General features: G+C 69.6%; 10 protein-coding genes. 4 read left to right on the top strand and 6 right to left on the bottom strand.

The window, feature by feature from the left end; translation table 11 throughout:
• Nucleotides 1–1569, top strand: a complete 1569-nt coding sequence (gene guaA, locus A5736_RS24630; RefSeq protein WP_139333542.1) for a glutamine-hydrolyzing GMP synthase — start codon at nt 1–3, stop codon at nt 1567–1569.
• A gap of 15 nt (nt 1570–1584) precedes the next feature.
• On the opposite strand, the gene A5736_RS24625 is transcribed toward guaA, so the two are convergent.
• Nucleotides 1585–2172 carry a hypothetical protein gene (locus tag A5736_RS24625; protein ID WP_254848448.1) on the bottom strand — a complete coding sequence of 196 codons (588 nt, stop codon included), beginning with the start codon at nt 2170–2172 and terminating at the stop codon, nt 1585–1587.
• A 100-nt stretch (nt 2173–2272) separates the two neighbouring features.
• Between A5736_RS24625 and A5736_RS24620 the strand changes: the two genes are divergently transcribed.
• Together A5736_RS24620 and A5736_RS24615 are read left to right on the top strand one after the other, a co-directional pair.
• Nucleotides 2273–2941, top strand: a complete 669-nt coding sequence (locus A5736_RS24620; RefSeq protein WP_076249104.1) for a hypothetical protein — start codon at nt 2273–2275, stop codon at nt 2939–2941.
• 63 nt (nt 2942–3004) lie between these two features.
• A complete protein-coding gene (locus A5736_RS24615) occupies nt 3005–4531 on the top strand; it encodes a DNA polymerase Y family protein (protein ID WP_076249131.1) in 1527 nt (508 codons plus the stop codon).
• Between the two features lie 6 nt (nt 4532–4537).
• Here the strand turns inward: A5736_RS24615 and A5736_RS24610 are convergent, their stop codons facing one another.
• Together A5736_RS24610 and A5736_RS24605 are read right to left on the bottom strand one after the other, a co-directional pair.
• A complete protein-coding gene (locus A5736_RS24610; protein ID WP_076249103.1) occupies nt 4538–5692 on the bottom strand; it encodes an alpha-hydroxy-acid oxidizing protein in 1155 nt (384 codons plus the stop codon).
• 14 nt (nt 5693–5706) lie between these two features.
• A complete protein-coding gene (locus A5736_RS24605; protein ID WP_076249102.1) occupies nt 5707–8856 on the bottom strand; it encodes an FAD-binding and (Fe-S)-binding domain-containing protein in 3150 nt (1049 codons plus the stop codon).
• 144 nt (nt 8857–9000) lie between these two features.
• On the opposite strand from A5736_RS24605, the gene A5736_RS24600 reads away from it, so the two are divergent.
• Nucleotides 9001–10113 carry an enolase C-terminal domain-like protein gene (locus A5736_RS24600; RefSeq protein WP_076249101.1) on the top strand — a complete coding sequence of 371 codons (1113 nt, stop codon included), beginning with the start codon at nt 9001–9003 and terminating at the stop codon, nt 10111–10113.
• Here A5736_RS24600 and A5736_RS24595 read toward each other — a convergent pair.
• The 3 genes from A5736_RS24595 to A5736_RS24585 all read right to left on the bottom strand — a co-directional run.
• The gene (locus A5736_RS24595) at nt 10076–11083 is read right to left on the bottom strand and encodes a nucleoside hydrolase (protein WP_371328412.1); all 1008 of its coding nucleotides are present in this window, start codon (nt 11081–11083) and stop codon (nt 10076–10078) included. The genes A5736_RS24600 and A5736_RS24595 overlap by 38 nt on opposite strands.
• Before the next feature lie 99 nt (nt 11084–11182).
• Entirely contained in the window at nt 11183–11923 is a 741-nt protein-coding gene (locus A5736_RS24590; protein WP_076249099.1) for a 2OG-Fe dioxygenase family protein, read from the bottom strand.
• Nucleotides 11924–11970: 47 nt separating this feature from the next.
• Nucleotides 11971–13737 (bottom strand): SDR family oxidoreductase (locus tag A5736_RS24585; protein WP_076249098.1); only part of this gene is annotated, 1767 nt, incomplete at its 5' end.

The following is a 13737-nucleotide window of genomic DNA, read 5'->3' as shown; positions in this document are numbered from 1 at the left end:
GTGACCGAACCCGCTGACGCCGTGTCGACGCCCCGCCCTGTGTTGGTGGTCGATTTCGGCGCACAGTACGCGCAGCTGATCGCCCGCCGCGTGCGCGAGGCGCGGGTCTTCTCGGAGGTGATCCCGCACACCGCCTCGGTCGAGGAGATCAAGGCCCGCGATCCGGTGGCGCTGGTTCTTTCCGGCGGACCGGCCAGCGTCTACACCGAGGGCGCGCCACAGCTCGATCCGGCGGTGTTCGATCTCGGGCTGCCGGTGTTCGGCATCTGCTACGGGTTTCAGGCGATGGCGCAGGCGCTGGGCGGGACGGTCGCCCACACCGGCACCAGCGAGTACGGCCGCACCGAGCTGAAAGTCACTGGGGGCGAATTGCATTCGGGCCTGCCGAGTGTGCAGCCGGTGTGGATGAGCCACGGCGACGCCGTCACGGCCGCCCCGGATGGATTCGACGTGGTGGCCAGCAGCCCGGGCGCGGTGGTGGCCGCCTTCGAGAATCGCGAGCGGCGCCTGGCCGGGGTGCAGTACCACCCCGAAGTGATGCACACCCCGCACGGTCAACAGGTGCTCAGCCGGTTTCTGCATGACTTCGCCGGGCTGGGTGCCGAGTGGACGGCCGCCAACATCGCGGGCGCGCTCGTCGAGCAGGTGCGTGCCCAGGTCGGCGACGGCCATGCGATCTGCGGGTTGTCCGGCGGGGTGGATTCCGCGGTGGCCGCCGCGCTGGTGCAGCGCGCCATCGGTGACCGGCTGACGTGTGTGTTCGTCGACCACGGGCTGTTGCGGGCCGGCGAGCGCGCGCAGGTGCAACGCGATTTCGTGGCCGCCACGGGCGCCAACCTGGTGACCGTCGACGCGGCGGACACCTTCCTGCAGGCGTTGTCGGGGGTGACCAATCCCGAAGGCAAGCGCAAGATCATCGGTCGGCAATTCATCCGGGCGTTCGAGGGCGCGGTCCGGGATGTGTTGGGGGACAACCCCGTTGAGTTCCTGGTGCAGGGCACGCTGTATCCCGACGTGGTGGAGTCCGGCGGGGGCAGCGGCACGGCCAACATCAAGAGTCACCATAACGTCGGCGGCCTGCCCGGCGACCTGAAGTTCAAACTCGTCGAACCGCTGCGGCTGCTGTTCAAAGACGAGGTGCGCGCCGTCGGGCGGGAGTTGGGCCTGCCGGAGGAAATCGTTGCGCGCCAACCGTTTCCGGGACCGGGGCTGGGCATCCGGATCGTCGGCGAGGTCACCGCGAAGCGGCTGGACACATTGCGGCGCGCCGACGCCATCGCGCGCGAGGAGCTCACCGCCGCCGGGTTGGACAACCAGATCTGGCAGTGCCCGGTGGTGTTGCTGGCCGACATCCGCTCGGTCGGCGTCCAGGGCGACAACCGCACCTACGGGCATCCGATCGTGCTGCGGCCGGTCTCCAGCGAGGACGCGATGACCGCGGACTGGACGCGGGTGCCCTACGAGGTGTTAGAGCGCATCTCCACTCGCATCACCAACGAGGTCGCCGAGGTCAACCGCGTGGTCCTGGACATCACCAGCAAGCCCCCCGGCACCATCGAGTGGGAATAAGCACGCGGGGCTTGGCTACTCCACGAATTCGCGCCTGCCATAGGCGATAGTGGCCGCATCCCAGTTCCCGCCGGCCTCGGCGACGAGCCTGCGGGCGACCTCGCGATCGTCGTTCCCGGCGACCAGGATCAAGGTGTGGTCGGTCGCGGTGACGGATCCACCCCGGATGCGGTCGCGCCCAGCCGGGTCGGCCGCCAGCGCGTCGCCGAAGCGGGCGATGTCGACATCCGGCACGGCGATGATGATCGCGTCCCCTGCCGGCGCGGGCTCGTAGTCGAAGGTCAGGACGGCTTCCTGGTCGAACTGGCGGCGCAGCGCCTCGGCGGCGGTGTGCAACGTACCGTCGGCCCCGCACAGGTGAAATTCACGCGAGCGCTCACGGGTGATCTGCTGCAGCGCCGTCGACCAGAACACGCCGTCGAGCGGGGTCGAACCCGTCACCGCCGCGCCGCTCAGCGCGATCGTGACGTCAGCCTGCGCCTCGAACAGGGGATCGGTGGTGTCGGTGACGAACAGCTCCGCCGGATGACAGGGCTCGGCATGGGTGGGCGCGGGAAAAGTAGAGCAAAAAAGCACCACGAGCCCCACCAGTACCGAGCGCATAAAGCAGCCTCTCACGTTTCTTGACGGTTGTCGGAGGGCGGGTGTTTACTCCCAATATATCGAACATGCGTTCGAAAACGGCGTTCACTAGGAGGCAGTCATGACCGCGGCATTGGCCTCCGAAAACCGCGCTGAGCAGCTGGAATCGCTGCGCCGGCGGATGGCTGAGATGTCGGGGCGGGCCGTCGCCCCCGCCGACGACCTGCTGCCGGACTCCGAGTCCCGGCTGGCAACCCCACGGTGGCTCGCGGAGTTGCTGCAAGTCCAGATACCGAGGGGAACGGTGGCGGTGCTGTCGGGGGCGCGGTCACTGCTCTTGGGCATGGTCGCCGCGGTGACGGCGGTCGGGGGCAACGTGGCCATCGTCGGCCAGCCGGACATCGGACTGCTGGCCGCCGCGGAGATGGGGGCGGACCTGAGCCGGCTCGCGGTGATACCGGATCCCGGGACCGATCCGGTGGAGGTGGCCGCGGTACTCATCGACGGCATGGATTTGGTGGTGCTCGGTCTGGGCGGGCGCCGGGTGCCGCATACCCGCGCGCGGGCGGTGGTGGCACGGGCCCGCAGCAAGGGGTGCACCCTGCTGGTCACCGACGGCGATTGGCAAGGGGCACCGACGCGGCTTGCGGCCCGGGTTTGCGGCTACGAGACCACTTCGGCTTCTCCAGGGGCTCCCGCCCCTGGATTCGGGCGCATCAGCGGGGTGCGGCTGCAGGTCAGCGGCGTATGTGCGGGCAGACGGGTGAGCGGCCGAGCGCGAGCCGGGTGAAGTCGGGTGGCTACTTCCGGTCCGGGTTCCGGTCCCGGTTCCCGGGTGCTGGCGATCTGGTGCATGGACTGGCCCGCGGTCGCGGCGGCGGCAGCAGCGGACCTGCCCGCTACTGCTCCCATTGCGGTCACGTTGGCCAATCGGGTAATCGCCTGTTCGTCGGCCGCTCGTGCGGTGGGAGTGCGCCGAGGGCTGCGACGCCGCGAGGCCGCGGCCCGGTGTCCGCAACTGCACGTCGCGACCGCCGACGCCGACCGCGACGCCCGCTTCTTCGAAGGGGTGATCGCGGCGGTGGACGATCTGGTGCCCCGCGCCGAGGTGCTGCGTCCCGGCCTCCTGGTGTTGCCGGTGCGTGGGGCGGCCCGCTATTTCGGGTCCGAGGAGAAGGCCGCCGAGCGGCTGATCGACGCGGTGGCCGCGGCCGGCGCCGAGTGTCAGGTCGGGATCGCCGACCAGTTGTCCACCGCGGTCTTCGCCGCGCGCGCGGGTCGGATCGTGGAACCGGGAGGCGACGCGAAGTTCCTGTCGGTGCTCTCGATCAGGCAGCTGGCCACCGAGCCGAGCCTGTCGGGTCCGGGGCGAGAAGAGCTGACGGATCTGTTGTGGCGGATGGGGATTCGTACCATCGGGCAGTTCGCCGCGCTGTCCCGCACCGACGTGGCCTCCAGGTTCGGCGCCGACGGGGTGACCGCACACCGGTTCGCCCGCGGCGAACCCGAGCGGGGTCCGTCCGGGCGGGAGCCGCCACCGGAACTCGAGGCCGTCCTGGACTGCGATCCACCGATCGACCGGGTCGATGCCGCGGCATTCGCCGGACGCTCGCTGGCAGGCACGCTGCACCAGATGCTGATGGCCGCCGGAGTGGGATGCACCCGGCTGGCCATCCACGCCGTCACCGCCAACGGCGAAGAGCTGCAACGGGTGTGGCGGTGCGCCGAGCCGCTGACCGAGGACGCCACCGCCGACCGGGTCCGCTGGCAGCTGGACGGGTGGTTGAGCAACCGGACCGCGCAGGACCGGCCCACGGCGGCGGTGACGTTGTTGCGGCTGCAGGCGGTGGAGGTGGTGTCCGCCGAGGCGCTGCAATTGCCGCTATGGGGCGGTCTCGGCGAGGAGGACCGGCTGCGGGCCCGCCGGGCGCTGGTGCGGGTGCAGGGCCTGCTCGGCCCGGAGGCGGTGCGGGTGCCGGTCCTGTCCGGCGGCCGCGGGCCCGCCGAACGCATCACGCTGACCCCGCTGGGTGATGAGCCGGTGCCGCACGCCGACCCTGGCCTGCCGTGGCCCGGGCAACTGCCCGAGCCGTCGCCGGCGGTCTTGCTCGATGACCCGGTGGAATTGCTTGACGCCCAAGGCAATCCGATACGGGTGACGGGCCGGGGGCTGTTCTCGGCCGACCCCGCCCGGCTGACCGTGCGCGCTCGAGACGAGCGGCTGAGTTGGTGGGCCGGGCCGTGGCCGGTCGACGAGCGGTGGTGGGATCCCGACGCCAAGGGCCGCGCCGCCCGCGCCCAGGTCTTGCTGGAGGACGAGCGAGCGTTTCTGCTGTGCTACCGCCAGCGGCGCTGGTATCTCGAGGGGAGTTACGAGTGACGGTGCTTATCCGGTGGGCCGCAACGCGTCCGGCGTCAGGTCCTTCAGCGAGGGGTACCCGTCGACGGCCATGATCAGATCCGCTTCGGCCAGCAGCGAGCGCAGCACGTGCACCACACCGTCGACACCGCCGAGCGCCAGGCCGTAGGCGTAGGGACGGCCGATCCCCACCGCGGTCGCGCCCATCGCCAGGGCTTTGATGATGTCGGCGCCGCTGCGGACGCCCGAGTCGAACAGCACCGGCATCCCGTCGGCGGCTTCCAGCACGCCGGGCAGGCAATCCAAGCAGGGCAGCCCGCCGTTGGCCTGCCGGCCGCCGTGGTTGGAACAGTAAATGCCATCCACACCAATGTCTTTGGCGCGCCGGACATCGTCGGGATGACAGATGCCCTTCACCATCAGCGGCAGCGCGGTCTCCGACCGCAGCCACTCCAGGTCGCTCCACCGGAACGGGCCACCGAAAATCGGCAACTTGCGCACCGCCGCCTCGGTGGCGTCCTCGCCCGGTTGCAGGCCGGCGCGGAACACCGGATCGGAGGTGTAGTTGGCCAGACACCCACTGGGCACCTGAGGGTAGTTCCCGGCGCTCAGGTCGCGCGGGCGCCACCCGGTGACCCAGGTGTCCAGAGTGACCGCGATGGCCTTGAAGCCGCACGCCTCGGCGCGATGCACCAGACTGGCGGCCATCTCACGGTCCGGCGGCGTGTACAGCTGGAAAAAGCTTGGGGTATCGCCGAGTTCGCGCACGACGTCTTCCATGGGGTCGGAGGTGAGGGTTCCCACAAAGAACGGCACACCCGTGCGCGCGGACGCCCGGGCCGCGGCCAGGTCGCCGTGGCCGTCCTGGGCGCAGACCCCGAGAACCCCGATCGGCGCCATGAAGATCGGGGACGGCAGGGTGAGGCCGAACAATTCGACGGACATGTCGCGCTCCTCGGGGGCGATGCCCATGCGGGGGAATAGGCCCCATCGTTTGAAGGCCTCAGCGTTTGCCCGCTCGGTGTGCTCGTCGCCGGCGCCACCGGCGACGTAGCCCAGCACCTTCGGAGGCATCGCAGCGGCCGCCTTGGCCTCCAGGTCGGCGAATTTGATGGGGTAGGGCGGCTGGCGGCCCGCCTGGCCTTGTTCGTAAAGCTCGTTCTGATATTCGGCGAAAGCCATGGGCGGATTCCTTCCTAATCACTTGTGGGCCAGATCTTTCGCGTCAACAGCGCACCGGCCGCCGCGGCCACGCCCAGGGCCACCGCCGGAATGGCCACCCGGGCAACACGCGTCCGCGGGTCCGGTCGGGGCCGCTCCGGGGGAGCGGCCGAGCGGATGTCGGCGGAGCCGCTCGCCATGGCCATGACCTGACCCAGGTGCAGCGCGTTGGCGGCCCCGGAGTCGCCGATCTGCGTCTGGCAGGAAAAGCCGTTGGCCACCACCAGGGCATCCGGATTCTTCCGGATCGCCGGCAGCAGCGCCTGCTCGCCGCAGTCGAGCGAAATCTGGTACTTGCCCTGCTCGAATCCCCACGAGCCGGCCAGCCCGCAGCACCCGCCGGAGACCGGTTCGACGTCGAGGCCCATCTTCTCGAGCACCTTTTCGTCGGCGTCGACACCGCCGGTGGCGCGCTGGTGGCAGTGCCCCCACAACACGACCCGCCCGCCGCGTGCCTTGGGTGGTTCGATGTCGAACGAAGTGAGGAACTCGGCAAAGTGATAGCTGTTGCGCGCCAACCGGTCCGCGTCATCGTCGTACGGCATCAGCTTCTTGAGTTCGTCCTTGAAGACGGCCAGGCAGCTCGGTTCCATCCCGACAACCGGTGTGCCGGCGCGTATTTCGTCGCGCAACCGGTCCAGGACATGCGTCAGGTAGTGCTGCGCGGCGTCGAGGAAGCCGTAGTCGTACAGCGGGCGACCGCAGCAGATGTGGCCCATCGGCATGACGACCCGCCAGCCGGCGGCCTCGATCGCTTCGACGCACGCCACCCCGACGTCGGTGTGCAGGCGGTTGTTGAAGGTGTCGGGGAATAGGACCACCCGCCGGCCGCCGGCATTGACGACCGGACGCGCGGCGAACCACTGCTGCAGCGTCATCGGTGCGAAGGTGGGTAGCGGCCGGCGCCGGTCAATTCCGCCCAGCGCCTTGGCGATTCGCGAGAGGCCCGGCGTCTGGGTGGCGAGGTTTGCCAGCTCCGGCATCGCGCTGGCCAAGCGGGCGGCCTGGTCGATGAACCCGAACGCGTAGGCATAGCGCGGCCGCCAGCGGCGCAGCGACCGGAAGTGGTGGTAGAGGAATTCGGCCTTGTAGGTGGGAATGTCCACGTTGACCGGGCAGTCGCTGGTGCAGCCCTTGCACGCCAGGCAAAGATCCAGCGCGTCGGCCACCTCGTTGGACTGCCAGCCGTCGGTGATCACCTCGCCGCGCAGCATTTCGAACAGCAGCCGCGCCCGACCCCGGGTCGAGTGCATCTCCTCCCGAGTGACCTGGTAGCTGGGGCACATGGTGGTGGTCGCCTCGGGCACTCGGCACTCGCCGACCCCGACGCAGCGCAGCGCCGCGTGCGAGAAGTCGCCGTCGTCCTCGGAGTAGGCGAACTTCACCCGCGGGCGCGGGGGGTTGTAGTCGGTGCCCAGCTTGAGGTTCTCGTCGAAGCGATACGCGTCGATCACCTTGCCCGGGTTCATCTTCCACTCGGGATCCCAGATCAGCTTGAACTTGCGCATCGCCTCGATCAGCCGCGGGCTGTACTGCTTGCCGAGCAACTCGGCGCGCTGTTGACCGTCGCCGTGTTCGCCGGACATCGAGCCGCCGTAGGACGCCACCAGGTCCCCGGCCGCTTCGAGGAAGTGCCGGTAGGTGCGCAGCCCATCGGTGTGCCGCAGGTCGAAACTGATCCGGGAGTGAATGCAGCCCTCGCCTAGGTGCCCGTACATGGCGCCACGCAGGTCGTGGTCGGCGTAAAGGCGCTGTAGATCGCGCAGGTAGTCGCCGACCCGCGCGGGCGGCACGGCCGAGTCCTCCCACCCGGGCCAGTGATCGCCGCTGTCGGCCGGGAACGCCGTCGACCCCAGGCCGGCCTCGCGGATCGCCCACAGTTCCTCGCTGTTCCCGCCGTCCTGCTTGCTGCGCGACAGCACGATGCGATCGTCGTCGTAGCCCTGCTTCTTGCGCAGCCAGCCCGCGAATTCCTCGGCGCGGCGCAGTGATTCGCCCGGCTCGTCGGACCCGAACTGCACGAACAGCCACGCCCCGGTGGACTTGGGCCGGGGCAGGGCCGCCCGGCCCGCGGAGTTGACGTCGGTCAGCTCCTGGTTGTGGACCAGCAGGTGGTCGACCGCCTCGAGACCGATCGGCTTCCATGCCATGATCTCCGGCACCGCGTCGCCGGCCTCGCCGATCGAGTCGTACTGGACGACGACCAGGGTGCGGTGGTTCATCGCCGGGGTGAGCATGACGGTGGCCGTCAGCGCGACCGCGCAGGTGCTCTCCGTGCCCACCAAGGCCCGCGCGACGTTGAAGCCGTTCTCGGGCAGCAGCTCGTCGAGGTTATAGCCGGACACTCGCCGCGGCAGCTCGTCGACGGACGGAAAGCCCTTGCGGATGTCCTCGGCGTACTCGTCGCGCAAATCCCTTAGGGCCGCATAGATTTCGCCCTTGCGGCCGCCGGCGGCGATGATGGCGTCGAGGTTTTTCTCCTCGTCGACGCCGACGGTGAACCGCGCCCCGTCATAGGTGACGATGTCCAGCTCGTGGGTGTTGTCGGAGGTGCGCGGTCCGGGGCCGTACAGGTGCGACTGGATCGAGTGCACCCCGCACGAGTTGTTGCCGATGTTGCCGCCCAGGGTGCACCGCGAGTGCGACGACGGGTCGGGGCCGAACACCAACCCGTGTTCGCCGGTGGCCTTGTTGAGTTGTTCGTTGATCACGCCGGTCTGCACCGTGGCGAGCCGGCGTGCCGGGTCGATGTCGATGATGTCGGTGAGGTACTTCGAAAAGTCGATCACCACAGCCACGTTGACGGTTTCGCCCGACAGGCTGGTTCCGCCGCCGCGGCATAGGACCGGGGCGTGGTAGGCGTGGGCCGCCCGGACCGTCTGCACGACGTCCTCCAGCGTTTTGGGCACCACCACCCCGATCGGCACCTGCCTGAAATTGGACGCGTCGTTGGCGTACATCGCCAGCGTGGCGGTGTCGAAGCGCACTTCGCCGGTGACGTGCCGGCGCAGTTGGTTCTCCAGGCCGGTGACGTTGATCTTGTCGACAGCGGCCATTCCGGCGACGAACCGCGCGTCCGGGCGGGCGGGGATCGTCCGCACCTCGTCGGCCCTGAGCAGGTTCATGATCGCTCCCTTCGGTCCGGACAGCTACCCATAGCAACGATTGCCGGGGGCCACAATTCGTCGGCTACCCGCGGATATGGCCGTCAAACGGCGCAGACGCTGGTTATCGGGTGTGTCCGGTGGGTGCGCGGGTAGTCATCCAGCATGGCTTTGCGTGCGAGTTCACCGATCCCCATCGAATCCGTCGAGGCCTCGGCCTACTCGATCCCGACCGACGCGCCGGAGTCCGACGGCACGCTGGAGTGGGACTCGACGACCCTCGTCCTGGCGAGCGTGCGGGCCGGCGGGCAGGTCGGGGTCGGCTACACGTACGCGGGCACGCCTGTCGTCGATGTGGTGCGCTCCAAGCTGGCCGGCGTCCTGGACGGCGCGGACGCGTTGCAGCCGCCGGCGCGGTGGGCGCAGATGCAGGAGGCGGTGCGCAACCTCGGCAAGCCGGGGGTGGTCGCCGAGGCGATTTCGGCGCTCGACATCGCGCTGTGGGATTTGCGCGCTCGCCTGCTGGACGAACCGTTGGTCGTCACGCTCGGCGCAGTCCACGACGCCACCCCGATCTACGGCAGCGGCGGTTTCACCTCGTACGACAACGACGCCCTGCGCGCGCAGCTGAGCGGCTGGGTCGAGGCCGGCATTCCCCGGGTCAAGATGAAAGTGGGCCGCGACCCGGACGCCGACGCCGGTCGGGTCGCGGCGGCCCGGGCGGCGATCGGCGACGACGCGGAGCTGTTCGTGGACGCCAACGGCGCGTATCACCGCAAGCAGGCGCTGCTGTGGGCCGAGCGCTACGCCGAGTACGACGTGCGGTGGTTCGAAGAACCGGTGTCCTCCGACGATCTCGACGGATTACGCCAGCTGTGCGAGCGCGGGCCGGCCGGCATGGACATCGCGGCGGGCGAGTACGGGTACCACCTGCCCTACTTCCAGCACATGCTCGCCGCGGGCGCGGTCGACTGCCTGCAGGCCGACGTCACCCGGGCCCTCGGCATCACCGGGGTGCTCAAGGTCGCCGCGTTGTGCGACGCGCGGGGCATGGACCTCTCGCTGCACTGCGCCCCGCAGATCAGCGCCCAGGTCGGCACCGCCATCTGGCACCTGCGCCACCTCGAGTACTTCCACGACCACGTGCGGATCGAACGGCTCGCGTTCGACGGGTCCATCGGCCCCGAGCCGGGCGGGCTACTGCGCCCGGACCGCACCGCGCCCGGGCACGGGTTGACCGTCAAGGACGCGGATCTCGAGCAGTTCCGCGTCGCCTGAACTCATCGGTCTCGCGCGCGAACCTGCCAACCCGTGCGATGAACCGGTCGAAAAATTCCTCGGGGTCCACGCCAGCACCGATGTGCGCGTTGGGTTCCCGTCCCCAGCGCGCCGACCAGTCGACGACGGTCATGCCGCGGGTCAGGGTGCCGGCAAGCTCGACGTCGACCGTCGCCGCCCGGGTCGTCACCAGCTCCGGCTCCAGCGCGACGGCGGCGGCCAGCGGATCGTGCAGATGCGCCACGTATCCGTGAGCGTGGTCGTGGTGGACCTCGCAGTAGTAGCGCAGCGCGTCCTCGATCACCCGGATCAGCGGATTCGATGCCGTCGACCGGGTGCCGCGTTGGTCGTCGGCGCTCATCGGCGTGGTGGTCGAGTTCGCCGCGGCCGCGAGCCGCGCCACCATCTCCGGCGTCATCGCGATGTGCTGGGTGAGATCCAGCCCGCATAGCATCGGAAGGCGTTGCGGATCAAGGGCTTTAGACCAGGCAGCAAATACCTCGGCCGCGGCCTCCGGGTCCACGCTGATGTTCCATTCGGCCACCGGATTGGTGTTGCCGCGGTAATCGTAGGCCCCGCCCATGATCACCAGCCGGCGCAGCAGCGTCGGAAGTGCGGGCTCGGCGCGCAGCGCCAGCGCCAGGTTGGTCAGCGGCGCGGTGGCCACACCGATCAACTCCCCGGCGTGGGCATGCGCCGCGCGCACCCAGGCGGTCGCGGAATCGTAGTCGGCGAGCCGGCGGCCGGTCGGCGGCAAGTCGGCGTATCCCATGCCCTTGGGGCCGTGCGCCTTCCCGGAGCGCAACGGACAACTCAACGGCTGCTGGGCTCCCTTGGACACGGGTATGTCTGTGGCCCCGCACAATTCGAGCAGACCCAGGTTGTTCTCGCATACCTGATCCACCGCGACGTTGCCGGCCGTCGAGGCGATGCCGATCACATCCGCGTCCGGGCTGGCCAGCAGGTACATCAGCGCCAGCGCATCGTCGACACCGGTGTCGACATCGACGAAAACGGGCTTCACCGCGGCAAGAATACCGGGGCGGATGCCGGCCCACTCATGGCCGGCTCATGGCCAGCGGGACGCGAAAGTGATCACCAGGACGTCACGCTGCGCCGGCGCGGGGCCGTCGATCGGCCGGACCGGGGTGACGCCGTGCAGGGTCCGGCGGTCGTCGCCCAGCAGTAACGTCCCGGGCTCGGCCAGCGTGGTCGTCAGCAGTCGGCGACCGTCCACGTCGCATACCGAACTCTCGCCGCCGATGGCGTTGCGGCGTCCGATCAGCAGCGCGCTGACCAGGGTGACGCCGTCGCGGTGCATGCCCTCGGGCGTCGGATGGCCGCCCTCGCCGCTGGATCGGACGCGGAACGGATGTACCTTGACGTTCCAGTTGACCACGTCGTCCAGAGCCGCCGCCAAGCGGGCCAGCAGCTTGATCACCTTGTGCAGCAAGGGATCCTGGCCGAACGCGTCGGTCAGCGGCTCGAAGTCGCGACCCCGGTTGATGTAGAGGGGATTGGAGTCGTCCGGCTGCGCGAAGGTGTTGGCGGGCATCCGTTGCGCAACCCCGTCGCGGAACAGGTACTGGCCGTAGCGGCGTAGCCGCACCACACCCAGCTCCGCCGCGTAAGGGTCGGACACCAGGTCCTCCCAGTGCCGGCCAAAGCGCGTCCAGGCTTCACGGCCCACCCCCAGGCTTCGGGTCACATCGAACGACGGGATCAGGGCCGCGCCCGTGCTGGTGAGTTGTTCCGCGGCGACGGCCACCGGGTCGGCGTGCGTGCGCCGGTCGGAAGTAATCCGGGTCATCGGTCGGGAATACCGCAATCCGGTGCGGCGAAACGCAACTAGCGGATTTACCAGTGCACTCCGGGCACCAATCGCACCAGCCGCTTGACCGGGCGGGGCGTCCGGACGCCGCGGGCGACTGCCCGCGCCGGGCGCTTCGGCTTGCGGCGTGCCGGCGCCGCCGCGCCCGGGTCGGTGGGCAGCCCGCGGGCCGCGGCCGAATCCGGGTAGCCCAGGTAGAGCTGATGCAGGATCCGCCGCGACAGCCTCGGTGTGAAGTAGTTGCCGACCTCGGCCAGCGTGCCCATCGGAGTGTCGATGCGGGCCGGTTTCTCCACCAGCCCGCGCACCACCATCGCCGCGGCGCGCTCGGGGCTGATCGGCGGGACCGGGTTGAGCCGCTGCGACGGCACGATCATGGGCGTGCGGACCAGCGGCATATGGATGTTCGTGAACGTGATGTGGTCGGACAGCGTCTCCGTCGCGACGACATCGGCGAACGCGTCCAGCGCGGCCTTGGTGGGCAGGTACGAACTGTATTTCGGATTGCGGGCCTGCACACCGGCGCTCGACACGTTGACGACGTGTCCGAACCGGCGTTCGCGCCAGTGCGGCAGCAGCGCCAGCACCATCCGCACCGCGCCGAAGTAGTTGACCGCCATCACCCGCTCGTAGTCGTGCATGCGGTCCGTCGCGTTGACCACCGAGCGCCGGATCGACCGGCCGGCGTTGTTCACCAGGTAGTCGACGTGGCCGAAGCGGCCCAGGATGTCCTTGACGGTGTGCTCCACCGAGGTGGAGTCGGTGACGTCGCAGGTGAACGCGAACGCCCGGCCACCGTTGGCGCGGATCTCGGCCACCAGCTGATCCAGCGCGTCGGCGTTGCGGGCCAGCGCGAAAACCGTCGCGCCCTTTTCCGCGACGGCGATAGCAGACGCGAGGCCGATGCCGCTCGATGCGCCGGTGATGATGACGTGCCGTCCCTGCAGCGGTCCCGCCGGGTCGTCGCGCCGTGCGCGGTCGGGGTCGAGGTGCTCGGCCCAGTACCGCCACAGCTTGGGGGCGTAGCTCGCGAACTCGGGGACCTCGATGCCGGTGCCGCGCAACGCTTTCCGGGTCTCGTCGCTGACGAAAACTGGCTTCAGGTCGACGACGTCGAGGATCTCGGCGGGAATCCCCAGCTGGGTGGCCGCCATGTTGCGCAGCCATTTGGCGCGCCCACTGGCCTTCAGCACCGGCGCCGCCACCGAGCCGGGCAGCGACCCGCGCAGCGGGGGCAGCCCGGCCGCCTTGGCGACGCCGCGGTAGATGCCGCGCAGCCCAATGGTTTTCGGCGCGGTGAGGTGGAAGGTCTGCCCGTCTCGACCGTCGGCGTGCATGAGGGCGACCAGCGCGTCGGCCACGTAGTCGACCGGGACGATGTTGGTGCGCCCGGTGTCGGGCAGCAGGATCGGCGTCAACTTGGGAAGGCGGGCCAGCATGGACAATATTCCGAAGAAGTAGTAGGGCCCGTCGACCTTGTCCATCTCGCCGGTGCGCGAATCACCGACCACCACCGCGGGCCGGTAGATGCGGTAGCGCAGCCCGGGCGCCGAGCGCACCAGCGACTCGGCCTCGAACTTGGTCTGGTGATACGGCGTCGGCAACTGCTGGCCGACGTCGAAGTCGTCCTCGGTGTACTCGCCGGCGAAGTCGCCGGCCACGGCTATCGACGACACGTGATGAAGCGTGGCGCCCAGTCGCTGCGCCAGCTCGATGACGGCGCGGGTTCCCTCCACGTTGGCGGCCCGCTGCGCGGCCTCGCCGGCGGTGAGGTCGTAGATCGCCGCGCAGTG

It is taken from the genome of Mycobacterium sp. SP-6446, assembly GCF_001954045.1.
GTDB lineage: Bacteria > Actinomycetota > Actinomycetes > Mycobacteriales > Mycobacteriaceae > Mycobacterium.
This window is presented reverse-complemented; position numbering and strand designations above follow the sequence as displayed.

Excerpts from the sequence above, each read along its gene's own strand:
- A5736_RS24625 (WP_254848448.1), bottom strand. The coding sequence starts at position 2,172 with ATGCGCTCGGTACTGGTGGGGCTCGTGGTGCTTTTTTGCTCTACTTTT.
- A5736_RS24620 (WP_076249104.1), top strand. The coding sequence starts at position 2,273 with ATGACCGCGGCATTGGCCTCCGAAAACCGCGCTGAGCAGCTGGAATCG.
- A5736_RS24615 (WP_076249131.1), top strand. The coding sequence starts at position 3,005 with ATGGACTGGCCCGCGGTCGCGGCGGCGGCAGCAGCGGACCTGCCCGCT.
- A5736_RS24610 (WP_076249103.1), bottom strand. The coding sequence starts at position 5,692 with ATGGCTTTCGCCGAATATCAGAACGAGCTTTACGAACAAGGCCAGGCG.
- A5736_RS24605 (WP_076249102.1), bottom strand. The coding sequence starts at position 8,856 with ATGAACCTGCTCAGGGCCGACGAGGTGCGGACGATCCCCGCCCGCCCG.
- A5736_RS24600 (WP_076249101.1), top strand. The coding sequence starts at position 9,001 with ATGGCTTTGCGTGCGAGTTCACCGATCCCCATCGAATCCGTCGAGGCC.
- A5736_RS24595 (WP_371328412.1), bottom strand. The coding sequence starts at position 11,083 with ATGTACCTGCTGGCCAGCCCGGACGCGGATGTGATCGGCATCGCCTCG.
- A5736_RS24590 (WP_076249099.1), bottom strand. The coding sequence starts at position 11,923 with ATGACCCGGATTACTTCCGACCGGCGCACGCACGCCGACCCGGTGGCC.